We start from the raw sequence: 23,730 nt of genomic DNA, 5'->3' as shown, positions 1-23,730 counted from the left end.
AAAGGCGTTCAGAAGAAAAATAGATTTCGCGTTCGAGCAATCACTTTCAATCACTCTACTAGGAAAATCATGACACAAATCAATACTCGGAATCCCCTCCAGCAAAATCTTTTAACAGAATTATCAGCACTTCCTGATGATTGGAGATTTACACCAGTTAACGGAAACAAGCAACCATATCTAGAAGATTGGCAAATAAAGCACTTCTCCAAAAAAGAGCTAGCAGAACATATCAAGTATGATAGCTGGTGTAGAGCCATTGGTTTGTTATGTGGTACACCTTCAGGAGGTTTGCTGCTAGTAGATTTTGACGGTGAATCCTGCAACGAATACTTTCCTAAATTATTTGATGTGCCTGTTAGCGGTCTGCCTGATACGGTGACGGTAACATCTGGCAGACCAGGAAGATGTCAGCGAGTCTATCGAGTACCCCAGGAGTACTGGAGCAGCATCAAGAGTAAAGATTTTAAAACTGGTGTCAAAGGTGACGACGGTAAAGACGAACAGATTGAGTTGAGGTGGGATGGTCGCCAATCAGTAGTAGCAGGGGCGCATCCAAAAACGGGTAGCTATAAATGGCTCCCTGGAAAGTCTCATAGAGAGGTTGCGGTAGCCGAAGCACCAATCTACCTAATAGATAAGATGAAACGTCCTGTAGACCCTCCCAGACCCGTCTACACGCGCAATTACAACGGCAATGGCGATGTTGCATTAGCTAGAGAGTGCTTGGCTGCATTAAACCCATGCAGAGCAGGCGTATACCAATCTGACGGTGGTTGGCTTGATGTCGGAATGGCATTGCATTCAGTTGGAGATGATTCGCTACTGGACGACTGGGACAGGTGGAGCCAGCAGTCGGATAAATACAAATCGGGTGAATGCGAAAAGAAATGGAGCAGCTTCAGAGGTAGCGGATTAAATATCGGTTCTCTCTGCTACTGGGCAAAACAAGATGGATGGAAATCTAGTAAACAAAACAATCAGGGTAGACAAGAAATGAGCGTAGAAACGAGAGAAGAAGAATTTAAAATTGCTCTCACAGAAATTTGTAAAGAAGAAGACCCAGATTTAGTAGCTCTAAAGAAAGCGACGGTTGCTACCAATTTCAAAATAAGCGTACAGGAAATTAATAGATTACTGAAACAGAAAGAGCAGGCAGAAGAGGCGCGGCACGTAGAAGATTATGTTTTCAACACCGACAGTCTTTTCGAGGAGGAGCTTGCAGAGGATTTCCTAGTTCCTGGTATATTACCCAGAGGTGGGAGCGTTATTCTTGCAGGCGATGCAAAAGCGGGAAAAACCCTACTACTGGGTCATTTGGTATGAGTGTTGCCATTATTTTTGGCAATAGTTGTCCGCCGAAGAGGACGATGCGTACAGGCACCAGAACCACCAAGAGAGTGAAATCTTTGACGCGCTCTGTCTCGACGTTGCGCTCGTAATCCTGCCCAGACAAACGGCGTTGGTTGTTGGTTCCATCCAAAAGCAGTTGCTTCCAACCACTCAATAATTTGATAGGCTGTTTGCGGATGATGCCCCTCTAGAGCTCGGCGTTTGAGAATTCGTTGAATCGACTCAGCCATATTCAGCCAGCTACCGCCAAGAGGTGTGTAGAGCGGCATGATGCCATGAGCACACAGCCACAATACCAACTGGGGAGTTTTATGTCCGACCAAGTTATCCATCACTAGCAACATTCGCAGTGGCGGTAAGTCGTGTGGGAGTGTAAAGCGTACTTTCAACCCCTGCTGCCAACTTTTCCATAACCGTTGATTTTCTTCAGGCTTGAGTAATCGAGCTGGAGTTGGCAGTGATTGTACAACACTAGCTAATTCTTGCTTGAGCCATTCGTGCAACACAGCATTGGTACAACTGGTAACACCCTTAACTCGTACTTGCCCAGTAGCGGGATGGAATAGCGTTAACAGCTTGGCTGTGCCATTACGGATATATTCATGTTCTTGCCGTGTCGGTTTACCTACTGGCTGCCAATTGCTACCAGGGTAAGGAGCAGTGCCAAATGGTCCCGCCTCGTCTTCGCACCACACACTCAAGCCTAGCTTCTGTCCCTGAGTGTAAGCGCGTTCTATCAGTTTTTTTTTGCCACGGTATCTGGGTCAGTTACTACTACTAGCTTGCCTTTGCGTATGCGCTTCACCTGTCCAGTTTTTAACCAACTGCGGCTCTTTTGCCAGCTATAGCCCGCCTCTTTGAGTACCTGCCAAATTGTATAAGTACTGATTTGGGTTAAGCCATCAGGAGCCTGACGCAAAGCCCGTTGAAGTGTAGCTACTGACCAGGTTGCCGTGCCCTCTTTCTGCCGCTCTGGTTGACGCTGAAATTCGGACAGGATGCGTTGTTTTTCTGGTTCGCTGTATTGCACTACTGCCCCACCGCCATGTCGAGGCTGTAAGGCAGCTAAGCCTTCAACATTGAAGCGACTGACCCACTTGCTGACCGTATCACCACAGCGTAATCCTACTAACTGCGCTGCACTCGTGTAATCAGCCCCAAGAGCCACGGCTAGAATCGCTTTGGCCCGCATGACACTAGCAGATGATTGGGATTGAGAACGGCTCAGTTTTTTCAAGTCGGTTTGTTCTTCATCACTTAACGGTCGCAAAGGTGCTTTTTTTTGCCGTGTCATCACAACCTGAAAAACTATGTATCTTCACTTTAATTGACCATCCTTTTTATGGCAACACTCATACCAAATGACCCACTAGCTTACGAATTAGCATATGCCGTAGCAACTGGAGGAGAATTCTTAGGGGAGCGGGTTCCACAGGGTAGGGTATTGTTATTTCAGATAGAGCGACCGAATAAAAACTTACGACGCTTAATTAAACGGGGATTTTCCAGCGATTTGCTAAAGTCTTCCGTAAGAGTACTCACGAAGTACAGCCCAGAACTACTAGAGCAGGAGTTAGCAGCAGACGACTACACCCTCGTCATCATCGATTCGCTTACAGCAATTAACGTCGATTCTGGGGTGTCAGAGTGGAGCAAAGAGTATGCTGACCCAATCTATAAAATGCAGCCGCATATCGAAAAAGCTAACGCGACCTGCATCATCATCCACCATTTGAATAAAAGTAATGAAGCACAAGGAGTGCGGCAGCTAAGAGGTTCTTCTGCCATTCCTGGTGCTGTTTGGAGATGCTTGGTATTGAAGCACGTTCTAAAACAAGACCCCTATAACAAGAAGAAATTTGTCATCGACCCGAACGAGACGCATAGAACATTGGAGCTGGTAGGGCTTCAAGATGCTGGAGGAGCGGCATTAGACATCGAACTTGACATTGAAAACAATTCCTGGTTCAACCACGGGGAGGTAGGAGTATCAAAGGAAGTTGTAGAAGCTCGGCGCACGATGAAGGAGCGTATACTAAACATTTTGTGGCATAACTACCCAAATCCATTATCAGGTATGAAATGTCAACTATCTTGACGAATGCGCGACAATTATTTTGGTTGCTTTTGGTCAGTAGAAGAAGAGCGTTGTAGAGCCGCTTGTTGACGAAAACTGGGTGCAAGGATTTCGAGAATGACAGCATGATGTACCAAGCGATCTACAGCAGCAACGGTCATAGTAGAGTCGGTAAAAATTTCATCCCAAGCACTGAAAGGGTGATTGGCAGTAATCATCAAGCTTTTGAGTTCGTAGCGGTGAGCAATTAACTCAAACAACACTGATGTTTCCACTTCCGACTTTTTGACATAGCTAATGTCATCAAGAATCAGCAGATCGTACTTATCGAGCTTGAGTAAAGCTGATTGCAGTTGTAAGTTGGCTTTCGCCGCTTGTAGCAGTTGCACGGCTGTGGTGGCACCCAGAAACTTGACTCGTGCACCCAGTTCTACCAAACTGCGACCGACAGCAGCAGCTAAGTGAGTTTTCCCGACTCCAGAAGGACCGAACAGCAGCAGATTCTCACCCCGCTTCAACCAAGTTCTGTCCTGAGCCAGTTGCATGATGCTAGGCTGATTTAAGCTGGGGCAATGGCTGAAGTCAAAGTTGGAAAAAGCTTTTCCTGGTGGCAGGTGGGCATCTTTGAGGGCGCGTTGCACTCGCGCTTGATAACGTTGTGTTGCCTCGGATTCGCACAGTGCTAGCAAGAATTGAGCGTGTGACCAGCCCCCAGCCAGAGCCTGACGCTCCAACTCTTGCCAATGGTTGTTCATGTGGGGCAGTTTGAGTGTTTTGAGTAGGAAGCCCAGAGTCTCGATGGCTGTTATTTGGCTGTTGTTGGGGGACATGATGCAAGAGAGAGTCGTAAGGGGAAAGGTCGTGTTGCTGTACCGAAAGCGTTGGATGTGCCACACTCTCACCCAGATGAAACTGCTGTTGCAGTCCCACCAAGCTAAGGGTGCCAGAGCGTAAGTGGTCAGCCAAATACAGTGCGACTGCGTGTTCCTTATCTTGTTTAGCAGCAATGTACAGTGCCTCGGTCATCAATCGTGCCGTCGTGTAGGAATCGAACTGGGTTAACATCTCCTGCCATAATTGGCGGTAGTTGTCGTCAGGCAATAATTCTTGCTGCCAGGTACAGTGTAGAAAAGCACGGGGTTTCAGTCGCAGGCTGTCAATGACGTGACGATAATTGACGCAACGGGAGCGCCGCAACCGACTGCGGCTAGGTACATGAAGGCGTGGCAGTTCTACCACCTGCTGCGTGCCGACAAAACCGACTATCCGGTCATGATGTAGGTGAAGGGTTAATCGTAAGCCAATCAATTGTGACGGCACAGTGTAAGTGATGCAGCGCACGGTCATCGTGCTACGGGTGGTAACTCTGACGCTGAGGATTTCGTAGTCGGGATAACGATAGTTGGGTAATGGATGCAGGTAGGGTTGCTCAAGCTGAAATTTGGCTTGAATGCGCGTATTCAACTTCTCAACTATCCCAGAGATAAACGCTTGATAGGCAGCAACACTATCAAAATCACACGAGCCGCGCAGCAATAGGGCTTGATGCAGCCGTCGTTTGAAATAGCCGTGGGGTGACTCAATCGAACCATTTTCATGGGCTAGTCCGCGATTATTTCGTGAGGGACGCAAATTATAGTGCTGGCATAGCCGTTGATACATTTGCGTCAAATCTTCATCGGTGCGTTTACCCAGGTTACGGTAGGCGGCACTAAGACTATCGCTGCGATGTTCTTGTGGACAACCCCCGCTTGCTGCCAAGGCATTCTGCAAACCTTCAGCCAGAGCAACAAAACTCTCGCCACCTTGAATGACTTGCACGTACTGCCATCCACTATAGGCAAGTCGATAATGATACAGTAGATGCTCGAAGGGTTGACCGCCAATCGTGACTTGCACCTGCTTGAGCTTGGTGAAGTCCGACAAGCCCATTACGCCTGGTTGATGCTCTAACTCAAACATCACTGACTGCGCTGGTCTCCTGGTCGCTTTCCATTGCTGGACTCGTCGTTGCAGCGTCCGCACGATAGACTGCCCATACTTGCCTGGATACTTCTGCTGCAGGTACTCGAACAACGTTATCGCTTGCAATTGCGGTTGTTTTTGTAATAGCGGAACTAGTTCGCTGTCCCATACCTCAGCCAATGGGTCTTTGCGGGTACGCCAGTCATGGGGTCGTCCGCGTTGCGGTTGATGAGCTCCCGCATCAATGCGTCTACCTGTACGCTTCGAAAATCCTCCCTTTGCTGCTGCTGTTTCCTGCGTGCAGCCAGATTCTCTCGCTTTCATGTATATTTGAACCTGTTTGAAATTAATTCGTTTTCCCGACACTAGGCAGTCCATTAATTGGCGTTAATTGACATTGCCTAGTGTCTTTTGTTTTGGCAGCGGTTGCTGAAGATAATTGTCGTCTCGTCAACTTGGTGTAGCAGTCAAGTTAGTTGTCGTCACTCGGTCTATTTAATTGTCGTTCAATAGGCTTCAGCCGTATGACCAAATTCTTTGTTGAGTTGTGCAGCAAAGTAGATGAGCGAGTCAATTCCAACCTTGCCGTCTTCCAGTAACTTGTCTAACTCTTGAGTGCTAACACCCAAAGACTTAGCAAATTGTTGGAATGCACCAGGCATGACTTCACCCAGTTGCTGTCGTAATTCCTCAGCAGAGATTTTACCCTTAGATATCATCTGCTGAACGGCATTTAACGCCCTACTAGTCTCCGCGCTAGACAGTCCTAACGTCTTAGATGCAGCAGCAATACCAGTGAAGATTTGTCGTACTCCTTCCCCCTCCAATATCGTCCCTTTAGCAGCAGCAGTCATTTGAATGTAGCCGCGTGTGGTTTCTTCAATAGGCAAACTCAAACGTTTGGTTACTTCACCCACATAAGCCAATTCTCTTGCAGCAGCAGTAGTACTACCTGTTACAACTTGTAGGGTTCGATTGAGTTTTTCAAAGTTAACAGATGTGGCGATACTACTGGAGAAAGCATCACCAAACTTTTTACCTGCATCTAAGCCTATTTGAGCTAGCTGAATCCCCACACCCTGGAACACGCCAGTCATCACTGAGTTGATACGTGGTGTAGCACTGCGTAAGTGGTCGCTAAACCCACGTTCAAACTGTCCCCCAGCTATTCGACCACCACTGTGTCCAAATTCAGTTACTTGGCGTTTGGCAGGGTCTAGGTTTAACTTGACATCAATTGATACGCTAGCTATCTTAGGCATAATTACTCTCCATCCGTAAAACCATTCTCAATAAGACTCAAAAAACCACTGAGGTCAAATTCGGCTGTAAGGTAGTTTCAGAAAGGCTTTTAGGCGTTTTTGCTAACGAAACTTTCAAAATCTGAGGGGAATCCCTGAGAGCTATATTTATTCTTATAGGTCTCCTGATTTTTCCTTAAATTTGCCAAAATCTGGAGATAAAAATGCTCAAAAAGCTTGCCCTACAAGCGATACAGCCTTTTTTCACCTCAAGAAGCCTTGTCTGTAAGGTGGTTTGGAGTAGGGGTATGCGGGAATGTCAGCACCAGTTAGTTGATATTGCTCTTCTGCTGGAATGTGGAATCTGTAAAGAGCAAAGTTGAGGTCGTTGGTTATAGCTTTCCAACCTAATTCTTTGCGATTATCCCACTCACCTCTGTGGAATACTGCAAACTCTTTGGTGTCGGGGTGATAGCAGGCTACTTCTCCAATTCTAGTTATGCACGTCTCACGGGGCTTACAGCGGTCATTGCTAGCGAAGATTCGGAGTATGAGTTGATAAGTTTCATAAGGTCGTGTCTTCGCTAGGTAGGCTTGGTAATTAGCTTCTGCTGCATCTAACTGTTGTTGACGCTCCAAGGCTTGTTGGTAGATTTCTTCGGGTGTCATGGTTTTAACTCCTTAAACTAAAGGTTTGGCAACGAAAGCGTAGTAGTCCACAGGGTCAGTAGCAGCCACAGTTCTTATGGCTCTGACACGAACGTAAGCAGCTAGTGGCATGATGCTAGTAACGTTAGCGCTGTTGACGATTAGACGGGTCTTAGCTGGTGTACCTGTTGTGGGTGTCCAAGATGCCACAGGTGTATACGTACCATTCAAAGTAGTGGCTACTTCAAGGTCGAATCTCCAGAAGTTCGTACCTGCTGCAAAGTTAGCGACAGTATTCTGTTGCGCAATCACAACTTCAAACCTGATTGACTTGCACACTGGTAAAAACTTACCTGGTTCTGGAAAAGTATCTGCTATCGTCCCTGCTGTTTCAGTGCGCAACTCCAATAGCTTGTCAAACGTACCATCAACCTTTCTGTCTGCTAACATAATTCACCTCACTGTTTGGTTTTAAAGTTTTGCCATAGAACTGCTGCAACGTCACACCCCTGTACGTGACACCATCCAAGGTTTGTGTGCTGAAGGCATCTTCCGTATAGGTGTACCTGTCAAGGCTGTTGATGAAAGTGGTTATTTCCTCCAGCTCTTTGATGTGGTGGGAATTGTATGCCACAGAAAGTTGCTTGAGTAACTGTATGCGTCGCTGCATCAAGCTTTCCTTCACAGCCATATGGAGGAATTGACGTTTATCAGCATTGGTAATGAAACCGTAGTCCATCATTTCTGCACCTGGGTGAGGGGATTAACTTGGATACGTGCAGCTCTACGGTGTTCTTGTAGTAAGCGTCGTTCCTCAGCAAGTAGTTGATTTCTGAATGCAGGACTTTCCAGGCGCTTATGCTCTTCTATAATCATCTGCTCTTCTAACTCTGATTGATGTTTATTCTGCAAGCGTCCACCCGGTCTTTTTGGCAGTAGAGCATCTTTAGCTTTAGCCTGCTCCATTAGGGGTTTGTAACTAGCCTCTATTTCCCGCATCACCTGCTCTTCAAGTTCGTCTTTGTACTTAGCCATTGCTTGCTTGAATTGGACTGGAACCTCGTTTTGCGGTGGGTATAGCGGTGCTTTTTGCCCCTGTGACAAGAACTCTTGGTAATCCTGAAAGTCATCCAAGAAACTCGACTTAATTTGCGCAGCCATGTCCTCGCGCAAGTCAGTCGCCAACAGCTCTAACCTCTTACGGCGCATCTCTTCTGATGGGTGTAGTAGAGCCAATTCAAGCTGACGTTGTAGCCGTGGGTACTTCTCAAACTTATTCAAATCTCTGCGATGGCGTTGAACTCGTAACTCACCGACTACACTCTCTAATAAATCCTTCTCTTTCGTATCCATCTCTTTATCTCCAAATAAATCTAACCGGGTTATAGACAAGGTTGTTGTGGTAATTTGCTTCCCATAATTTCTTTGCTGCTTCGTACTCCTCTAATGCTTGTTCCCTTGTAGGTCTAGCAGGCAACTCATCTTTCACAGCCTTGAGGATATTCTCTTTGTTACGACGATTGAATTCACACGCAACAAGTGACCACCCTTCTGCCTTGTGTTGCTTCAACCCTTCCAAATAGCACAGCTTCACTTTCCTACCCTTATTCACCAACACCAACCTATTACAGTTGTAGATAAGCTAAACTAGATTTGTAAGGAAATACAGTTTAGCAATGCTTGATACATCCAACGTGTTTTTAACAGGTGTTGCATTAGAAGCGCTCTCCCAATGGAGCAGTAGATTGAAAGCGTTTCAGCAAAAACTGGGAAAGCACTTCGCTCGTTCTGAAGCACGTCTTGCAGCGTATGACTATATCCAGGCACTACTAAGCCCAGTTGAGCGGAAGAATGGATGGCAAATGGCAGAACAGGTAGGGTATAGCAATCCCTATCGCTTCCAACATTTACTAGGACGGGCGCAGTGGAACGCGGACGCAGTGTGTGCAGAAATTAGAAAGTATGCAGTGGAGCATTTGAAGAGTGAAACAGATATTTTGGCAATTGATGAAACAGGTTTTCTGAAGCAAGGAGAGCAGTCAGTAGGCGTACAGGTGCAGTATTATGGCACAACTGGACATTTGGAGAATTGCCAGGTAGGTGTGTTCATGTCCTACATTAGCGACAAAGGACATACGTTGATCGATCGCCGTTTGTATCTACCGCGCACATGGAGTGAAGATCAAAGCAAACGTAAGAAGGGAGCAGTTCCAAAATCAATCACATTTGCGACTAAACCTCAACTAGCACAACAGATGTTGGAATCAGCTTTTAAAGACGGAATACGTCCCGCCTGGTTTGTTGCTGATGAGGTTTATGGCAACGATGGTTCATTGTGGTGGTGGCTGGAAAAGACTGCTAAACAACCGTATATACTCACGGTCAGCAAGAAGCAGCCTGTAGTTATTGGCTGGCAACGTTATCAAGCCCAAGAACTGTTACCTCAGCCGGACAGCCAGCTGTGGCAACGTCTTAGCTGTGGAGCTGGCAGTAAGGGAGAAAGATACTATGACTGGGCGAAAGTGCCAGTTAATTGTGACAGATCAGATGGTTTTCAACGTTGGTTATTGTTCCGCCGCTCTCTAGAACACCCTGAAGATCCTCGCGTCAGCTACTATCAAGTATTTGCTAAGAGCGATACTACCCTAGAAACGATGGTTCAAATCGCCGGGCAAAGGTGGCGGATTGAGGAGTGCTTTAAATTTGCTAAAGACCAGCTAGGTTTAGGAGAGTACGAAGTTCGTTCCTGGCATGGTTGGCATCGACACATCACCCTCGTCCTGGCTGCTCAAATATTTCTCACCGTCTTACGACACTCTTGTGAGCCTGCTATTCACTCCTCTACCCCCCCTTTACCTCTAGTAACAACTGGCAGTCTAACTGCGTTCAAAGCGGCACGAGGTTTATTGTCCGACTAAGTATCTGGGAGATGAAGCGGTGGGTATCTCGATTCTTGTTTCCCACATTCTGGTGTCTTGAACACGTTTTGCGTTGGTCTTATTGGCGCAGATCTCATCAAGCTACTGCTCGTTACTACCATTACCAAAAGCGAATTCATTCTTCTATTTATCTACAACTGTAATACAACCTTGGGTCATCAATACGTCCAATCAGGGCATCAAAGATATTTGCTGGACGACACCCCTCAGCCACCTCGTATTTAGCAGTGATGGAGAGTTGCCATTCGTCTAGTTCTTGTTGACGTAACTTTTGATTAGCTACGATATCGCTCAAGAGTCCGCGTGTAACTGGTGGTGTTAGGTGCAGTGGTGGTATTTCAATCTTCATCGTCTTCTCCAAGCCATGCTTCAAACTTGTCTAGTTCGTTTGATGGTGGTGGTTCCGGTACACTTTTGACATCATGACAATTGTTTACCGTCTCTAGGGGTACAAGCACAAAATGTCGTTGACTTTCTTCTTCAGACAGCAAATGGTATCGTTTATCAGCCCTCCTTTCTAACTCACACCAACCAGTTCCTCTTCCATATATCAACTCGGTTTCTGTAGCAGAGTCGTTGCTTTCGTCAAGGTGACTAAGTTTAATCAGAAATCTATTGCTAGGAAAAGGGAATTTGGGGGACGGTAAAAAGGGAAGCTGACTTTTATACCGTGGATTTTTTTCTAGCCGTTCACATTCAAATTGCTCCAGTGCTTCATTCATCCTACGTGTAATCTCTTGTGACTCCCTCTCCTCCTGTGGTGTCCGTTTTGGAGGCGTAACTTTCGGAAACTGCCAGCCTTCGTCCACAGCAGGAATATCAGCCAAAGTAATTGTAGAGAGTTTCTTAATACTGAGTTCCCGCACGTCCAAAAAGTCCTGAATCACACGCACGTCTACATCAGGGTCGTTTTCTATAATGCTTGCAGCTAATAACTTTTCGTCTGCGTATTTCTGCCCTAGCACTTCTTTGATGTGATTTAGCCGCCAAATACGTTCTTCTTCACTTACTGGTACTGTTTTCCATTTCCATCGTCTGTTCTTATTACGGTTTTTCTCTACAGCTTCCACTTGCTTTCGTAGTCTAGAGATTTGAGCCAGTGTCGTCATCTGACAACCTCCCTACCATCTCTTTTAGTTCGGCTAATTCAGTAACAACGTTAATGGCTTCAATCCCCTTAAACATGAACTCCAGCCCCAACTTGATAGCAGTCAACTTCTCTCGGTCAGAAAGGTTCTCACGCCCCAACATCTCAAGCAACGTGTCAGCTGATTTCCTCCCCACTGTGGCAAGAATGCCTACAGTCTCTTCTACTGACCGCTCCCTAATCCGCCTTACTTCCTCTTTAAACTCGCTAGCAATTGCCCACTTTCTGATTGTTTCCTGCGATACGCCTATCTCCCTCCCAATAGCCAAGTTAGATAGCCCCTGAGCGTATAATTCTGCCGCTCTAAGGTGTCTCTCATCTAATTGCTGTGGCTCGGTCATGGCATCAAAAATGTGCTTATTTTGCAACTCCTATCACTATTCTACTCTTTTTATTCGATAAATCCTATATAAGATGAAGCATATAAACAATCGAATAAGGTTGTGACATTTGTCAGAGTGTCAAAAGTCACGCAAACAAAAAAGCAGCCCTCGGAGATGGAGGAGGAGCTGCCTTACCTTGTTGAAACGTACGAGAAGGACTGGAGGAAGATGATTGCCAGGTTTTTAAGACTACCTGAAAGTTTAATATAAGACTTTAGTATATGTAACTATTCTAACATTTTTGACTAGCTAGTCTGCCGCAGTCCGATTTCAAATCGAGTAGAGTAAATATCACAAATATATTCGAGAGGCAGACAAGGGTTTCTGTTAAGATTTTGCCGTAGTCCAGTCTATAATTGTTATTCCTGATACATAATCAGTAAGTAGATAAATCTTTACTGCTAGCCTCTTGGCACTAACACAGGAGGCTTTGCTTTGACTAACTCATCAAACACCCAGATACAAGCTTTATGGTGAGTCGGTTCAGGGATTGCAGCCATATGCACTACAGTGAGAAAATTTGTGCTACGGAAAGTATAATATAACAGTTTTTTTTAAGTAACATAGAGTGTATGCCATAAGGCGTATCACTTAAGATAGAGTTTAGGAGCTATATCTACACTTAACAGCTATAAATGTTAGGAGATTTCATTCGGCGTGGTGAGTCGCGTTGACAATTTCAAACGAGGATTAATCCTAGCAGTTGAAGATGGTGCGGACGACTTAGAATTAATTATCCAGGTATTGGAGTTGATGGGCTTTCCACTCATCACCGCTACTGATGGTCGGACTTCAATAGCTATGGCACAGCAACACCAACCCGACTTGATTTTGTTGGATATGGTGCTACCTGATATGAGTGGTTTAGAGGTTGCTCAGCGTCTTAAGCAAGATTCTCGGACAGCAGAAATACCCATCATTGCCGTGACTGCTATGGTTTCAAAAGAACAGAAAGAAAGATGTTTGTCAGCGGGTTGTGTTGACTTCATTGCAAAACCTTACGATATTGAATTTTTGGAAACAGTGATTAAACGCTATCTTTCCTAAGCACGCAGAGCTAACCGTCTCATTATCTCTTCTTAATCTCCAAGAGTATCACAACAGTAGCAAATACAACATTTGTGCCATTAACTTTCGATAGAAGCTAGTCGTTGCAGGATTTAGATATCCTTGTGCTAGGCAATCTTTGTCATAATCTTCATGAATAAAACTGCAATATCTACCCATGCACTGGAGCAACACGCCCTGAAGTTACAAGAACATGGACTTAAAGTGGAGCAATGGGGCAGGACATTGCAAGAACGTAGCGACCCATTGGCATTGTCACACGGTCAACTGATTGAGGAATGCGGTCAGGTGATTCAGCAAAAAGCAGAAGAAGCACTTGTCTACACCCAGGTAGCGATAGAACAGGAGGATGATTCTCCAGCTTTGATGATGCTGATTACACATACGCAATCGGAAGCAAGAGCTGCATATATTCAAGCGATTACCATTTTCGCCCAGATGATGCAAAAAAGAACCAAGTTAGCCGGGAAGCATCTCTAGTTATGTATTCAAATTAAAAAACGCTTTGTGACAAACAACTCCACCTATTGGTTGAAGAAAAATACGTTTCCATATATAAATATTGAATTCAGACAACATCGGTCTTCCATGTTGTTCCTATCAGCTTTTCCTACCACCCGTTCCCACCAAAGACGCTAGTTGGTAGGAATTTTATTAGGTGCATACCAGCAATTGAAGCTACTGACCTTCAAGAAATCAAAGGATATTCATGAATTCATAAGCTAGATGTGACGACGTATCACTTCCTCTAACTCTTCAAACTCAATTGGTTTTCTGAGCCAGTCATCAAAACCTACTGACAGAAAGTACTCTCTGTTTCTGTCCATTCCTGTGACAGCAATTATGGGAATTTCTCTTGTTTTTGGGTTGTTTCTAAGCCGCTTGAGAACTTCCATCCCATCTAACTCAGGCATCATGATATCTAGTAGGATTAAGTCTGGCTGATGCTGCTGCGCCATTTCTATAGCGTTACGACCATGATAGGCAGTAATAGATTCACAGCCAATTGTCTCTAGCACACAGGTAAGGAGTTCTAGATTATCAGCATAATCATTAACAGCCAGCACTAGGGGGTGGCTGTCGTCATGCGGATTGTTCTGGGGAGAACGCTGTAAAACCATGTTTGAAGGGAACTGGTTGATTATCCTTTGTATTGGACACTACAGCCAGCTAAATTGCCTTCTATCTACGGGCATAGCAAGCAAATGAATTCTACCCCATCATAAGCACTTACCTGACTAACCTGCTATCCTCATCCAAATCAACTACAACTACACTTCCACTATCCACATGACAGTAATCCCGCTAGGGTGTTCCCGCTGCATAACTTCCCAGGCACTAGAGATTGATTTGTAACGGTAGGCATCGGCATAACTCTTAGTCCAGTAGCCGTTACGTCCGCCAGTCCAATAGAGTTCGATACCGTCAGCTTCAGCGCAGACAATGTAAGACTTCATAAGGTGATGCCGAAGTAAGCACCTGGATGATTTATGACTGCGTTTAAGTGCGTCAGGTGTCGTACTACCTACTGTACTATTTTTGGCTTCGCACCGTGTATCAGCATTTCTCAACACATATATAAATGTCTCCTACCACCTTACATATACCTACCATCAGGAGCTAATCTTAAACCTCGCCAATCTAGCAAGCTTATCAAGATACTGCTTCATGGCTAGCATCACTCCTGTGAGGGACACAACTATCGTCGTAAAGGTATTCCGTATCCTTAAGCCTTAGCTTCACTTCATGCGGTGCATAATCTACCCAATCACTGCTTAGCGTTCCTAGTGGTTTGTAGTCCCTATTCAACACAACGAATTTTCCATTAGCCTGTTTCTGGATGCAGTAAGGCATGTAAACGTAATCAAAGTATGACCTCATAACTACTCCTTGGTAATTTGTACTCATTAACTCTGCGGGTGAATCAAATGCTCTGGGGGGACTGTAAAATTTTCGTTACATTCTTACCCCCCTATAGGCAATCTAGGTGCTAGAACCCTTGAAAAACGGACATTTTTGCAGCTGCTGGTTAGGCTTTTTTTAAAAAAATGGGGGGTACGGCAGCTGTTTTTATTGAGAATAATGTCAATAAGATTGCCAAAACGGGTTTTTGCTAGTGCGCTGTCCACTTCAACCGAGGAGTGGGTAAAGAATTGACATAAAGGCAAAACTTTACCCTTAGAATCAAACAACTTGGGCTAAATTGGTGAAGCAAGTCGAATCTAGCGCCGCAAGACCATTAGCCACCTCTACGGCTTCTTTTAGAGTGGTGTAGTAGGCATACATGAAACTCCATACACACCCAGGACGGAATACACAGTTAGATTTGAATTTTCTACCTTCAGTCATGATGGAAATTACCAAACTCTTTGCTTCTGTAGTGTAGACATAGTTACCACAGTCGAAGCCTTCTACCAAGTCAATGCCTACGCTATAGCGATACTTACGCCTACTTCCTAAATCGTGGATATAAATCAGCGGACGATTGTTTCTTCTAATCTATTTAGCGTGGTCTAGGGTTGAACCTAACATGCAGCTAAACTTCTGACCTTCATCAAAAAACACCCATTGACTCAAAGTTGCTGGTCTAGTTTTCATAATCCCTCCTAATTTTGTATCAACATCTGTTACAGAATTTCTAGTTTTGTGCAGGGTGTGCAGTCCCGTGCAGGCTTATTTTTGACTTAGTGAGGAGCCTGCACACCTTGCTGTGTATAGCTGTGCAGGACTTTTGATTTTGTGCAGGGGTTTTTTGCTGACCTATATAGAAATAATTTTTTGATAACAGGTTATAAATTTTGTTTTTTTATAACCACAGTAGTTAGGTTATTTTTCTATAGGGTCTTTTTTTACCTTGCACATCTTGCACATCTTGCACAGTTATATTTGGTAAGGGTTCTGAGTTTTCATTTTGTGCAGGGTTCTCTGCACAATCTCCTAGACCTTGCACAAATTCTTCAAAAAGCTGCAAACCACCTTCTTTACATTTAGAGCGATAGCAGCGAACATCTGTGGAATCAGTATCTATGTAGCTATTTACGTTAAAAGCAGTCGATATAACATCAATCCACCTCCAATGTCTCGGTAGCTGCTTATCTCTAGTTCCGTCTGGGTTAAGCATCCAAATTCGCTGTTCGACTCTAAAGTTAGGCAGGATAGTTTTTAAGTGCGATACAAACTGTGGCTGACCCTTTGGAATACTGCCATGAGCCTCACAATAAGCCTTGTAGTAGGCGTAGAGCGTTGAATTGTCCACGTATGTACGACTCTTGTTTGGAACCAGGCAGGAATCCACAAAAGCAGCGATAGAGTCAGAGTGTGTCCTAGCGTCGGTTTTAATGCTAGAAACTCTGCTGCTGACAGAGCTAGGGTTGAGCAATAAACGGTCGCGTTCCTGTTTGTCCATAGCCAAAGCCCAGGATATTACACCTTCCTTACAAGCAGAAAGCTTTGTTCTTAGTGCAGGGTCTTCAACATGCTTCACACCCCTGGTGGGTAGCGGTATACATCTTCTATCCCAACCATCGCCTGAATTTTCAATCTTCAGGTGGTCAACGCTGGCAACTATGAATCTACAATCCCAAGGTTTAGTGTAAGTGTTGGACATGAATAGCGCTCTACCACTCATAGCTCCGTTATCAACTAACTCGTAAAAATCGTTGACTCCTTTGACGAATCCACCGATGTCGGGGATTGTGTATAGTCCGGCTCCAGTTAAATATTGATGCCTGCCTTCTGCCGAGCCAAGATTAGCAAAGTTACCGCTACTGTGGTGTTCTCCAAATAGCTCTGCCCAGAATCTAGCTAGAGTTCCTTTTCCCGTGCCGCTATTGCCTATCAGGTGAACGAACTTACCATATGGTGCAGTTGGGTCAAGCAGCATTGCGGTAACGGCTCTAACCAATTCGAGTAAATCTTCGCCATATGACGCAGCGATAAATTTCCTGAAAGGTTCTGGACACTCTTGATTGGGCGTGTAATCAGCATCAACAGTGGTGGTTAAGAAGTGATTGCGGTTATGGGGAAGCATTTCACCAGTTCGCATGTCTACAGTGCAATTGTTGAAGCAGCGCAAGTAGTTATTACTTGGTAGGTCTTTAGCTAGTAAAGCCTTTAAGTTGAACCTATACGCCGAAGTAATTGTGATGTCTTTAGTGAATGGATATACTGGAGCGCACTCGTCTTTATTGCACTTCCACTTGTAGGTTTTTAAGGAACAGTGAGTGAGGATTTGGTTAATCTCATCATCCTTCACATGCTTCCAGTATCCGTGACCTGTATCTTCGTAGAATGCTTGTCGGATTGTTGCCCATTTTCCTTCACCTGCCTCAAACAGATTCAGAAATACATGCTTTTCAAAAGTATTATTACCCGCATCATCGGCTGGGTCTAAATTACTCGTACCTCCTTCTACTTCAAGCCCAAGTCTACGAAGTTTGTCCCAACAACCAGCATCAGAACCAGTAGTTTTCTCAATAGAAGTTTGTGTATCACTACAAATTGTGGTTGCTATTCTTTCCCACTTGTCAGGGTCGTTTTCGGAATCAGGGAATTTACTCCATGCGGCTTCAGCAATCTGCTCTAAATCCCCTTCGTATTCAATTCCGTTTCTCTCCAGAAAGTTAATCCAGCCCTGTACTTCGTTGAGTAATTGAGTAAGCGCATAACTACGGTCGTTATTGCCTTCTAGTTCGCCTCGTAGGATTTTTTGGGCGCTGCTACTCAAACACTTCTCCAGCACTACTGCATTTGAAGATGTCTGATTCTTGGCTTCCTTGTTAGGTTTTGGTTTATCAGGTTGTTGCTTGGGCGAGTTATCCTGCTTGAATTTAGCTGCTTTGGGGTACAATCCAACTGATGCTGCATTCTTAACGACTGGCGGATATTGCGCGAAATACACCCATTCATAAGGAATACCATCCACGCCTACTGTGGGGGGGAGCAAGGTGTGTCCGCCATTCCTAGCTAGTAATTCCCCACAGCATCTGTCTCCTTTGTAGTTGGGGTCAAGTACGAATGGTGCAAACTCTGCTGCTTCCTCAAAGGCAAATATGAATCTATACCCACCTGAAGGAGTCTTGAAGCATAGAGCGGATTTGACAACGGGGTATTTTTCTTTCCACTGGTTGATTGCTGCTAACATCTCCTCTTGAGTTGCGTACAGCGAACCTCCTTTACCAAAGTCAAAATCTACGTGACCAATGTAGTGCTTGCCGTTCCAGCCACCTAGCGTCCCAATCCCTTTGCTATGCCCGAACCATTGTTCTAGTTCCATATAATCTGGTAGCGCTTCTTGGTATCGTTTCCAGGATACGGGATGAACTTTACCAGTGGAATCTAGCCAACAGGGTTGTTTCCCTCCTGGTGTATTAAGTTGTTCCTGACATTCCTTGGGATTTTCGGGAAGAGGAGGTCTTTTTAGGTTTTCAATCAGCCAATAAACTGTATCAATAATTGTGCTTGGAGCTTCTGTAATCTGCTCTGGCTCTACATTGTAAGGATTTGTGTCAGATTGTTGGACGTTCGCGTGTAAGTCTGTCATAATTTTAATTAAGTTACTCGATGAAGTAGCTAAGTAAGTTGATTTATCCGTTTAACACTGTGGTAATTGCGTTATCGCAGTGTTGTTGTTTAAGGAAGACTAGAGCGTTAAATCATCAGAAGGGAGGGAGTGTTGACGCACCCCCTCTCTTTGTTTTAGGGGCTAGCCTTGTAAAACTCCTTCAGCAATCGCTCTCCAGTCAGTAGCTCATAGCCTCGAATCTTTGCAGGCAGGCTCATTTGTGCCTCAAAACACTTCTGCTCCCGCCTTTCGATTTCTGCTATGTCTGCTTCGATATCATCACCCATCGGTCTCTTTAGGTACTTCTGCGCCCTGTACATCCAATCAGCCATCAGCCGTACTGCTCTTTCTTCGTCTGTCACAGAACAGTAAACGAACTTGTCTCGATACTTCTCGGGTAATAATGCTCGTTGCTTTTCTAGTACATTCATTGTTAGAATCGAACTCCAAATAATTGAATGAGTAGGGGGCGAAGAGTTGGTATCTCTTTACCCCCTTTTTGCTATGCAGACTTTTGACCAGATTTATTTGAATCAAACTCTTTACGCAGTATTCCTGTTATTACACTGGAAAAAGTACGACTTTCTTCAGCAGCTTTCTTATTCACTACCGCAATTAATTCATCCGGTATGCTTACACTCTTAACTGACATTTTTATTCTCCTTTAATACCCTGTTGTTCTTGTGAACAACTACTTGTAGTATAACAAACTTCAAACTAAATTTGCGCGAAAACAGCATGAGATTCTACGGAAAACATATATAAGTTGTGATGTGCTGTGAGGAGTTGGTGTGTTTTAGTCCAAATTTGGAAGTTTAATTGACGTGACGTGACCGTAGTAGAACTGGAGCATTGTAACCGGATGATGTCCAGTTACGGCACTAACATCTGTTGGAGGGATACCAATACTCAAAGCATGACTTACAAACGAATGCCTGCTGTTGTAAGGTCTACGATAAGGAATCTTTGCTATCTCTAAAGCTGGTCGCCAATAATCTCTAGCAAACTTGTGGTCAATGATTGCTAGTCTCGCTGGCGTGGTGAAGATGAAATCGGTAGGAGCAAACTTGCCACGTTTCCACATTGCTTTTAGTAAGCTAAGCACGTCATCTGTCAATACAATCGTCCTATCACATCCGGTTTTAGTGGACTTAATTTCTCTCTTGGCTGATAGCGATTTACTGATGGTAATGGTGTTATTTTCCCAGTCAATGTCGTTCCAAGTTAGAGCATTGATTTCTCCCGTCCTTGCTCCAACACAAAATCTGAAATAAACGTAGTCGTAGTAGTGCGGATATCTAGCGTCAAACACGTCAAGAATCGCTTGAATCTCTTGCTTCGTGAACGGCAATGGTGGCTTTCTTAACTTGGTCTTAATGTCAAATTTCTTGAATGGGTTCTTACTGTCGTCAACTCCAGCCCAACTCAAACAAGCACTTAACTTACCAATTCTGGCTCTGAGAGTTATTGGTGTAATGTTTCGAGATAGGTAATCTACTAATTTGTTGGCTGTAGGAGCGTCGAGTTTAGTAATGCGGACATTGCCTAACCCTGACTTAATGAGATGTTTGAGTAACGTTTGATATTGGTTGATGCTGCGGTGATAGAGTTGCTTAGATTTGAAGGCTATAAACCGCTCGAACACATCAGCTAGAGTATTACTATCTTCAACTACTTTCTGTGGCTCTACGGGCTTGCTGTGGGGCAGTAATGCTTTGTATCTGCTGAGCGTGTAATCGAAGTCATTAGCTAAAATGTCCAGCTTTATCCTGGCTCCTATGGCTTCTCCTACTGCTACAGCTTGCTTGGTGTAGTCCATACCCAAGGCAAGACAATACTGCCGTCCTTCATAATTCCACCGCAGCCTAGCCCTCAAGTTGAAATTCTCAACCGTAATACTGCCGTTATCCGCTCTACGTCTACGTTTTGCCATACTTATGTACGAGATTTAAGTATGACAGTGGAGATTCTCTACTCTTCCCTCAGCAAAAAGAAACCAGTATAAGTCATGCCCGAATCATCGGGTTGGACTAACAAAAAATGCAAACCTTGACTCTGTTGCTGGCGCTGTGCGTAAATTTGAGCAGATCCGATCGCCTCACGATCGGAAAAAGTCGCTACAACCCACCGATCTGCTAACCCAGCTTCTAAAACTAATCCCGCTAATTCGCCTGGAACGTAGTTGAGGGCAATCGGCTGTGCTGCTTGCAACCAACGGGCTAACTGCATGGATTTCCTGTCACCATAGATAATTACCCCTGGAACGGCAATTGTCGATGCTAAGCCTAAATTTAGGGGGAGTAGAAATTCTGGCATGTCTAAGATCGGCAGCGGACGGTCTTTAAATGCAGCTTCGAGATCTCCTGCTGGTAGACTAGCAAAACGCCAGCGATCGCCCCACAAATTTTCTGGTAGGGGGACGGGAGGTGGTTTGTCTACAGCAAGGGGGTTGTAGGCTCCATTGGTGGAATACTGAGGTATGCGCGATCGCAACCACTGTTTCAATGCCCCAGTGCGTCGTGTTGGTTCTACAGAAATACCTAGTTTTTGCCCTGCGGTGGCGATTAAACTGAGAGATTGCGGGCGAAAGACTTGGATTCTATCTGGTAGCTGAGATGCAGCTAATTGCAACTGTTCTGCCAACCACGATGCATTGGCTGCTGCTTGCGGGCATGAGGCTTCGTAGCGAAAATTCCCCATGCGATCGCAGATTAACAATTCCCACAATACCTGTCCGGTATCATCGCGCCACGGGCGACGATAAAAATCAGCTTGCCAAATTGATTTGTTATTCGTCATTTGTCATTCGTCATTTGTTATTTGTTATTGGTAGTTGGTAATGGGTTAATTGGTAGTTAGTAATTGTGACTTGTGACTTGTGACCTGTGACTTGAATTGTCCCCTTGTCCTCTTGTCCCCGACTCCCACTCTCCCACTCCCCACTCCCCACTCCCGAACACAATGCGTCACAATAAAGGCGATCGCAAGTACGAGGGAAGTCCTATGACGGCAACAGCTATATCAAACTTACCTGTTTTAGCAGCATCAAGGTCGGGGTTGCCAAATATTTGCGGCTGGGAAGCGGAAATTAAGTCGGTAACGAACCACAACGAACCCGTATTTTTACCCACTACCAATTTGCGTCTAGAAAATCTGACTTCTGGATTTGCTTGCGCCCTGCACATGCACCAACCCACAATTCCCGCAGGTAGCAACGGAGAACTTATCAGCAATCTGCAATATATGTTTGAACATCCTCACGATGGGGATAATCACAACGCTGGAGTCTTTGCCTGGTGCTACGGACGCATGGGAGAGTTTATTCCGCAGTTGATTGCTGAAGGTTGCAATCCTCGAATTATGTTGGACTATTCGGGTAATCTGTTGTGGGGATTGCAGCAAATGGGGCGAGAAGATATTCTGAACAATCTCAAACGGATAACTTGCAATCGCCAATACCAACCTTATGTAGAATGGCTGGGGACGATGTGGAGTCATGCTGTTGTCCCTTCTACGCCAATTCCCGACCTCAAGCTGCACATTCAAGCTTGGCAGCATTATTTTGCCGCGATTTTTGGCTATGATGCTTTGCGGCGCGTCAAGGGTTTTTCTCCTCCCGAGATGCACTTACCCAACCACCCAGATACCCTGTTTGAATACATCAAAGCTTTGAAAGAATGCGGTTATCGCTGGTTGTTGGTACAAGAACATTCAGTAGAACGTTTGGATGGTACGGGGTTGCACCACGACCAAAAGTATATCCCTAACCGCTTGGTAGCGCGTAATTCTGTGGGTGAAACGATTAGTATTACAGCACTGATTAAAACCCAAGGCTCGGATACGAAATTAGTTGCCCAGATGCAGCCTTATTTTGAAGCTAAAGGGCGAGGGAAGCAGCAAATTGGTAACGTGACTGTACCCTCTCTCGTGACCCAAATTGCTGATGGAGAAAATGGCGGCGTGATGATGAATGAATATCCCCGCGATTTATTTCGGGTGTATCATGAAATTCGCGATGCTGGCAATAATGACGCGGGCATCGTAGCACTAAATGGCACGGAATATTTGGAATTGATTGAGGCTGCTGGCGCTAATCCCGCTGACTATCCAGTTTGTCAAGCGGCAAATCAACACAAAATTTGGCAGCAAGTCGATCCAGATAATGCTACTCCAGAAGCAGTAGAAAATGCGATCGCGCAATTAAAAGCAACTGACCACCTATTTCACATGGATGGTGCATCTTGGACGAACGATCTCAGCTGGGTAAAAGGCTACGAAAATGTTTTAGCACCGATGAATCAACTCAGTGCAGCATTTCATGCCAAGTACGATCCATTAGTAAGGCAAGATCCGACGGTAACTCAGCGTCCTGACTACCTTGAAGCCTTGTTGTATAACTTATTGTTGGAAACTAGTTGTTTCCGCTATTGGGGACAGGGAATGTGGACTGACTTTGCCCGCGAACTGTATCGACGGGGAGAAATCACAGTTCGTTAGTCTACCAGTTAAACAAGCTCGTTCAAGAGTCACACCAGTTGAACTGCTAACTTTAGCAGATGCTGCTGGTTGTTGCTTTCGGCTAGGGAAAATTTCCAGAGTCCGATGGGGTATGGTCACGGCAATACCCAAAGCTGCGATCGCTAAAACAGAGACCCCTGTTAGCAACCGGACTTGATGGCGTAACTGGCGATTTTCGCGATCGAGGGTTTCTACCCGATTTAAATCGCGCTCTAGATAACGGGGTTCGTTCTGAGACACGGGACGCGGTTCATTCTCTACCAAAGGTTCGGGTCGATCTTCAGCCAGCGCCACTGCAACTCGCTTAGGTTGAAAAGTAATCTTAATCAGTAACCAATTAACAATCAATTGCGGGCAGTTTCGTCTAAACCAATACCACGCTATGTTTCTAAATACTGGTTTGGATATTCGCGCTACTGATTTTGTCATCCGATTCAGCGGACGAAATTGAATCTTTTGATTGATCAGATTTACTGCACCCGCATCGTAGAGACAATCTATGATTAATTTAATAGTTGCTTCTTGATCGTTCGATAAATTTTGCAGCAGTAGCAAAACATCGTGCATCCGTTCTGCTTCCATCTGCTTTTCCAGCATCCGTTCAGCGTCTTTTTTTGTCAGCCCTGTCATAGGTGCGAGAATAAATATAGCTGTAGTAACATATCCACTATGATAATCTGGACACTACTGTCCTCAGAGCGATCGCGGACACATCTTGAGGAAGAAATACGTTGACTCGGATGCTTTACCTTGGCAGAACTTCAAGTTGAATTTACAGCTAATATCAAATCAAAACTAAAATATGTTTGCTGAAATACTAAGGGCAGA

General features: G+C 44.9%; 28 protein-coding genes and 1 pseudogene. 6 read left to right on the top strand and 23 right to left on the bottom strand.

Annotated features, from left to right (window positions below; translation table 11 throughout):
* The first annotated feature begins 69 nt into the window (after window positions 1-69).
* Window positions 70-1,326: a PriCT-2 domain-containing protein gene (locus N4J56_RS14530; RefSeq protein WP_317107091.1), complete on the top strand. Its 1,257-nt coding sequence runs from the start codon at window positions 70-72 to the stop codon at window positions 1,324-1,326.
* Here N4J56_RS14530 and N4J56_RS14525 read toward each other — a convergent pair.
* On the bottom strand, window positions 1,314-2,048 hold the full coding sequence (locus tag N4J56_RS14525) for a transposase (RefSeq protein ID WP_317105834.1): 735 nt from the start codon (window positions 2,046-2,048) through the stop codon (window positions 1,314-1,316). The two genes, N4J56_RS14530 and N4J56_RS14525, sit on opposite strands and share 13 nt — an antisense overlap.
* A gap of 41 nt (window positions 2,049-2,089) precedes the next feature.
* A complete protein-coding gene (locus tag N4J56_RS14520) occupies window positions 2,090-2,647 on the bottom strand; it encodes a helix-turn-helix domain-containing protein (RefSeq protein ID WP_317105833.1) in 558 nt (185 codons plus the stop codon).
* Window positions 2,648-2,695: 48 nt separating this feature from the next.
* On the opposite strand from N4J56_RS14520, the gene N4J56_RS14515 reads away from it, so the two are divergent.
* Window positions 2,696-3,451, top strand: coding sequence for an AAA family ATPase (locus N4J56_RS14515; protein ID WP_317107090.1), 756 nt, complete (start codon window positions 2,696-2,698; stop codon window positions 3,449-3,451).
* Between the two features lie 14 nt (window positions 3,452-3,465).
* On the opposite strand, the gene istB is transcribed toward N4J56_RS14515, so the two are convergent.
* From istB to N4J56_RS14475, 8 genes and pseudogenes are all read right to left on the bottom strand, one after another.
* The gene (istB, locus tag N4J56_RS14510) at window positions 3,466-4,260 is read right to left on the bottom strand and encodes an IS21-like element helper ATPase IstB (protein ID WP_317104990.1); all 795 of its coding nucleotides are present in this window, start codon (window positions 4,258-4,260) and stop codon (window positions 3,466-3,468) included.
* Window positions 4,261-4,846: 586 nt separating this feature from the next.
* Window positions 4,847-5,719, bottom strand: a pseudogene (gene istA, locus N4J56_RS14505) (IS21 family transposase); the annotation flags it as partial.
* A 182-nt stretch (window positions 5,720-5,901) separates the two neighbouring features.
* Window positions 5,902-6,657 (bottom strand): tape measure protein, encoded by a 756-nt coding sequence (locus N4J56_RS14500; protein WP_317107089.1) that lies wholly within the window; start codon window positions 6,655-6,657, stop codon window positions 5,902-5,904.
* 243 nt (window positions 6,658-6,900) lie between these two features.
* On the bottom strand, window positions 6,901-7,305 hold the full coding sequence (locus N4J56_RS14495) for a hypothetical protein (protein WP_317107088.1): 405 nt from the start codon (window positions 7,303-7,305) through the stop codon (window positions 6,901-6,903).
* Between the two features lie 12 nt (window positions 7,306-7,317).
* Window positions 7,318-7,734 (bottom strand): hypothetical protein, encoded by a 417-nt coding sequence (locus N4J56_RS14490; RefSeq protein ID WP_317107087.1) that lies wholly within the window; start codon window positions 7,732-7,734, stop codon window positions 7,318-7,320.
* Window positions 7,712-8,026 (bottom strand): hypothetical protein, encoded by a 315-nt coding sequence (locus tag N4J56_RS14485; protein ID WP_317107086.1) that lies wholly within the window; start codon window positions 8,024-8,026, stop codon window positions 7,712-7,714. The genes N4J56_RS14490 and N4J56_RS14485 overlap by 23 nt, the downstream gene beginning before the upstream one ends.
* Window positions 8,023-8,637, bottom strand: a complete 615-nt coding sequence (locus tag N4J56_RS14480; RefSeq protein WP_317107085.1) for a hypothetical protein — start codon at window positions 8,635-8,637, stop codon at window positions 8,023-8,025. The genes N4J56_RS14485 and N4J56_RS14480 overlap by 4 nt, the downstream gene beginning before the upstream one ends.
* Window positions 8,638-8,641: 4 nt before the next feature.
* Window positions 8,642-8,878: a hypothetical protein gene (locus tag N4J56_RS14475; RefSeq protein ID WP_317107084.1), complete on the bottom strand. Its 237-nt coding sequence runs from the start codon at window positions 8,876-8,878 to the stop codon at window positions 8,642-8,644.
* A gap of 82 nt (window positions 8,879-8,960) precedes the next feature.
* Here N4J56_RS14475 and N4J56_RS14470 point away from each other — a divergent pair, with 82 nt between their 5' ends.
* The gene (locus tag N4J56_RS14470; RefSeq protein WP_317104652.1) at window positions 8,961-10,202 is read left to right on the top strand and encodes an IS701 family transposase; all 1,242 of its coding nucleotides are present in this window, start codon (window positions 8,961-8,963) and stop codon (window positions 10,200-10,202) included.
* Between the two features lie 148 nt (window positions 10,203-10,350).
* On the opposite strand, the gene N4J56_RS14465 is transcribed toward N4J56_RS14470, so the two are convergent.
* Genes N4J56_RS14465 through N4J56_RS14455 form a run of 3 tightly spaced genes read right to left on the bottom strand, consistent with a single transcriptional unit; the run spans window position 10,351 to window position 11,738 of the window.
* Window positions 10,351-10,572: a hypothetical protein gene (locus tag N4J56_RS14465; protein WP_317107083.1), complete on the bottom strand. Its 222-nt coding sequence runs from the start codon at window positions 10,570-10,572 to the stop codon at window positions 10,351-10,353.
* Window positions 10,562-11,332 (bottom strand): hypothetical protein, encoded by a 771-nt coding sequence (locus tag N4J56_RS14460; protein WP_317107082.1) that lies wholly within the window; start codon window positions 11,330-11,332, stop codon window positions 10,562-10,564. Before N4J56_RS14460 ends, N4J56_RS14465 begins: the two co-directional genes overlap by 11 nt.
* Window positions 11,307-11,738, bottom strand: a complete 432-nt coding sequence (locus N4J56_RS14455; protein WP_317107081.1) for a terminase gpP N-terminus-related DNA-binding protein — start codon at window positions 11,736-11,738, stop codon at window positions 11,307-11,309. The genes N4J56_RS14460 and N4J56_RS14455 overlap by 26 nt, the downstream gene beginning before the upstream one ends.
* Window positions 11,739-12,410: 672 nt before the next feature.
* Between N4J56_RS14455 and N4J56_RS14450 the strand changes: the two genes are divergently transcribed.
* Window positions 12,411-12,800: a response regulator gene (locus tag N4J56_RS14450; RefSeq protein ID WP_317107080.1), complete on the top strand. Its 390-nt coding sequence runs from the start codon at window positions 12,411-12,413 to the stop codon at window positions 12,798-12,800.
* 153 nt (window positions 12,801-12,953) lie between these two features.
* Window positions 12,954-13,301, top strand: a complete 348-nt coding sequence (locus tag N4J56_RS14445) for a hypothetical protein (protein ID WP_317107079.1) — start codon at window positions 12,954-12,956, stop codon at window positions 13,299-13,301.
* Between the two features lie 242 nt (window positions 13,302-13,543).
* On the opposite strand, the gene N4J56_RS14440 is transcribed toward N4J56_RS14445, so the two are convergent.
* The 9 genes from N4J56_RS14440 to N4J56_RS14400 form a co-directional block, all read right to left on the bottom strand.
* A complete protein-coding gene (locus N4J56_RS14440) occupies window positions 13,544-13,942 on the bottom strand; it encodes a response regulator (protein ID WP_317107078.1) in 399 nt (132 codons plus the stop codon).
* A gap of 150 nt (window positions 13,943-14,092) precedes the next feature.
* Window positions 14,093-14,278 (bottom strand): hypothetical protein, encoded by a 186-nt coding sequence (locus tag N4J56_RS14435; protein ID WP_317107077.1) that lies wholly within the window; start codon window positions 14,276-14,278, stop codon window positions 14,093-14,095.
* Between the two features lie 196 nt (window positions 14,279-14,474).
* Window positions 14,475-14,702, bottom strand: coding sequence for a hypothetical protein (locus N4J56_RS14430; protein WP_317107076.1), 228 nt, complete (start codon window positions 14,700-14,702; stop codon window positions 14,475-14,477).
* 303 nt (window positions 14,703-15,005) lie between these two features.
* Window positions 15,006-15,239 carry a hypothetical protein gene (locus N4J56_RS14425; protein WP_317107075.1) on the bottom strand — a complete coding sequence of 78 codons (234 nt, stop codon included), beginning with the start codon at window positions 15,237-15,239 and terminating at the stop codon, window positions 15,006-15,008.
* Window positions 15,240-15,642: 403 nt separating this feature from the next.
* Window positions 15,643-18,363, bottom strand: coding sequence for a primase-like DNA-binding domain-containing protein (locus N4J56_RS14420; RefSeq protein ID WP_317107074.1), 2,721 nt, complete (start codon window positions 18,361-18,363; stop codon window positions 15,643-15,645).
* A gap of 155 nt (window positions 18,364-18,518) precedes the next feature.
* Complete coding sequence (locus N4J56_RS14415) at window positions 18,519-18,815, bottom strand: hypothetical protein (protein WP_317107073.1); 297 nt, start codon at window positions 18,813-18,815, stop codon at window positions 18,519-18,521.
* Window positions 18,816-18,886: 71 nt separating this feature from the next.
* The gene (locus N4J56_RS14410; RefSeq protein ID WP_317106797.1) at window positions 18,887-19,036 is read right to left on the bottom strand and encodes a hypothetical protein; all 150 of its coding nucleotides are present in this window, start codon (window positions 19,034-19,036) and stop codon (window positions 18,887-18,889) included.
* Window positions 19,037-19,180: 144 nt separating this feature from the next.
* Window positions 19,181-20,317 (bottom strand): tyrosine-type recombinase/integrase, encoded by a 1,137-nt coding sequence (locus tag N4J56_RS14405; RefSeq protein WP_317107072.1) that lies wholly within the window; start codon window positions 20,315-20,317, stop codon window positions 19,181-19,183.
* Between the two features lie 38 nt (window positions 20,318-20,355).
* Entirely contained in the window at window positions 20,356-21,183 is an 828-nt protein-coding gene (locus N4J56_RS14400) for a Tab2/Atab2 family RNA-binding protein (protein ID WP_317107071.1), read from the bottom strand.
* Window positions 21,184-21,387: 204 nt separating this feature from the next.
* On the opposite strand from N4J56_RS14400, the gene N4J56_RS14395 reads away from it, so the two are divergent.
* Window positions 21,388-22,881 carry a glycosyl hydrolase family 57 gene (locus N4J56_RS14395; RefSeq protein ID WP_410500499.1) on the top strand — a complete coding sequence of 498 codons (1,494 nt, stop codon included), beginning with the start codon at window positions 21,388-21,390 and terminating at the stop codon, window positions 22,879-22,881.
* Here the strand turns inward: N4J56_RS14395 and N4J56_RS14390 are convergent.
* Window positions 22,783-23,532 (bottom strand): hypothetical protein, encoded by a 750-nt coding sequence (locus N4J56_RS14390; RefSeq protein WP_317107069.1) that lies wholly within the window; start codon window positions 23,530-23,532, stop codon window positions 22,783-22,785. The two genes, N4J56_RS14395 and N4J56_RS14390, sit on opposite strands and share 99 nt — an antisense overlap.
* Window positions 23,533-23,730: the final 198 nt, after the last annotated feature.

This window comes from Chroococcidiopsis sp. SAG 2025, assembly GCF_032860985.1.
Classification (GTDB): Bacteria; Cyanobacteriota; Cyanobacteriia; order Cyanobacteriales; family Chroococcidiopsidaceae; genus Chroococcidiopsis.
Note: the sequence above shows the minus strand (reverse complement) of the source record. Positions and strands in the feature narration are given on the sequence as shown.

Bases quoted from the DNA above. Each gene is read 5' to 3' on its own strand.
- N4J56_RS14530 (WP_317107091.1), top strand. From the start codon at position 70: ATGACACAAATCAATACTCGGAATCCCCTCCAGCAAAATCTTTTAACA.
- N4J56_RS14520 (WP_317105833.1), bottom strand. From the start codon at position 2,647: ATGACACGGCAAAAAAAAGCACCTTTGCGACCGTTAAGTGATGAAGAA.
- N4J56_RS14515 (WP_317107090.1), top strand. From the start codon at position 2,696: ATGGCAACACTCATACCAAATGACCCACTAGCTTACGAATTAGCATAT.
- istB (WP_317104990.1), bottom strand. From the start codon at position 4,260: ATGTCCCCCAACAACAGCCAAATAACAGCCATCGAGACTCTGGGCTTC.
- N4J56_RS14500 (WP_317107089.1), bottom strand. From the start codon at position 6,657: ATGCCTAAGATAGCTAGCGTATCAATTGATGTCAAGTTAAACCTAGAC.
- N4J56_RS14495 (WP_317107088.1), bottom strand. From the start codon at position 7,305: ATGACACCCGAAGAAATCTACCAACAAGCCTTGGAGCGTCAACAACAG.
- N4J56_RS14490 (WP_317107087.1), bottom strand. From the start codon at position 7,734: ATGTTAGCAGACAGAAAGGTTGATGGTACGTTTGACAAGCTATTGGAG.
- N4J56_RS14485 (WP_317107086.1), bottom strand. From the start codon at position 8,026: ATGATGGACTACGGTTTCATTACCAATGCTGATAAACGTCAATTCCTC.
- N4J56_RS14480 (WP_317107085.1), bottom strand. From the start codon at position 8,637: ATGGATACGAAAGAGAAGGATTTATTAGAGAGTGTAGTCGGTGAGTTA.
- N4J56_RS14470 (WP_317104652.1), top strand. From the start codon at position 8,961: ATGCTTGATACATCCAACGTGTTTTTAACAGGTGTTGCATTAGAAGCG.
- N4J56_RS14465 (WP_317107083.1), bottom strand. From the start codon at position 10,572: ATGAAGATTGAAATACCACCACTGCACCTAACACCACCAGTTACACGC.
- N4J56_RS14460 (WP_317107082.1), bottom strand. From the start codon at position 11,332: ATGACGACACTGGCTCAAATCTCTAGACTACGAAAGCAAGTGGAAGCT.
- N4J56_RS14445 (WP_317107079.1), top strand. From the start codon at position 12,954: ATGAATAAAACTGCAATATCTACCCATGCACTGGAGCAACACGCCCTG.
- N4J56_RS14440 (WP_317107078.1), bottom strand. From the start codon at position 13,942: ATGGTTTTACAGCGTTCTCCCCAGAACAATCCGCATGACGACAGCCAC.
- N4J56_RS14435 (WP_317107077.1), bottom strand. From the start codon at position 14,278: ATGAAGTCTTACATTGTCTGCGCTGAAGCTGACGGTATCGAACTCTAT.
- N4J56_RS14430 (WP_317107076.1), bottom strand. From the start codon at position 14,702: ATGAGGTCATACTTTGATTACGTTTACATGCCTTACTGCATCCAGAAA.
- N4J56_RS14420 (WP_317107074.1), bottom strand. From the start codon at position 18,363: ATGACAGACTTACACGCGAACGTCCAACAATCTGACACAAATCCTTAC.
- N4J56_RS14415 (WP_317107073.1), bottom strand. From the start codon at position 18,815: ATGAATGTACTAGAAAAGCAACGAGCATTATTACCCGAGAAGTATCGA.
- N4J56_RS14410 (WP_317106797.1), bottom strand. From the start codon at position 19,036: ATGTCAGTTAAGAGTGTAAGCATACCGGATGAATTAATTGCGGTAGTG.
- N4J56_RS14405 (WP_317107072.1), bottom strand. From the start codon at position 20,317: ATGGCAAAACGTAGACGTAGAGCGGATAACGGCAGTATTACGGTTGAG.
- N4J56_RS14400 (WP_317107071.1), bottom strand. From the start codon at position 21,183: ATGACGAATAACAAATCAATTTGGCAAGCTGATTTTTATCGTCGCCCG.
- N4J56_RS14395 (WP_410500499.1), top strand. From the start codon at position 21,388: ATGACGGCAACAGCTATATCAAACTTACCTGTTTTAGCAGCATCAAGG.
- N4J56_RS14390 (WP_317107069.1), bottom strand. From the start codon at position 23,532: ATGACAGGGCTGACAAAAAAAGACGCTGAACGGATGCTGGAAAAGCAG.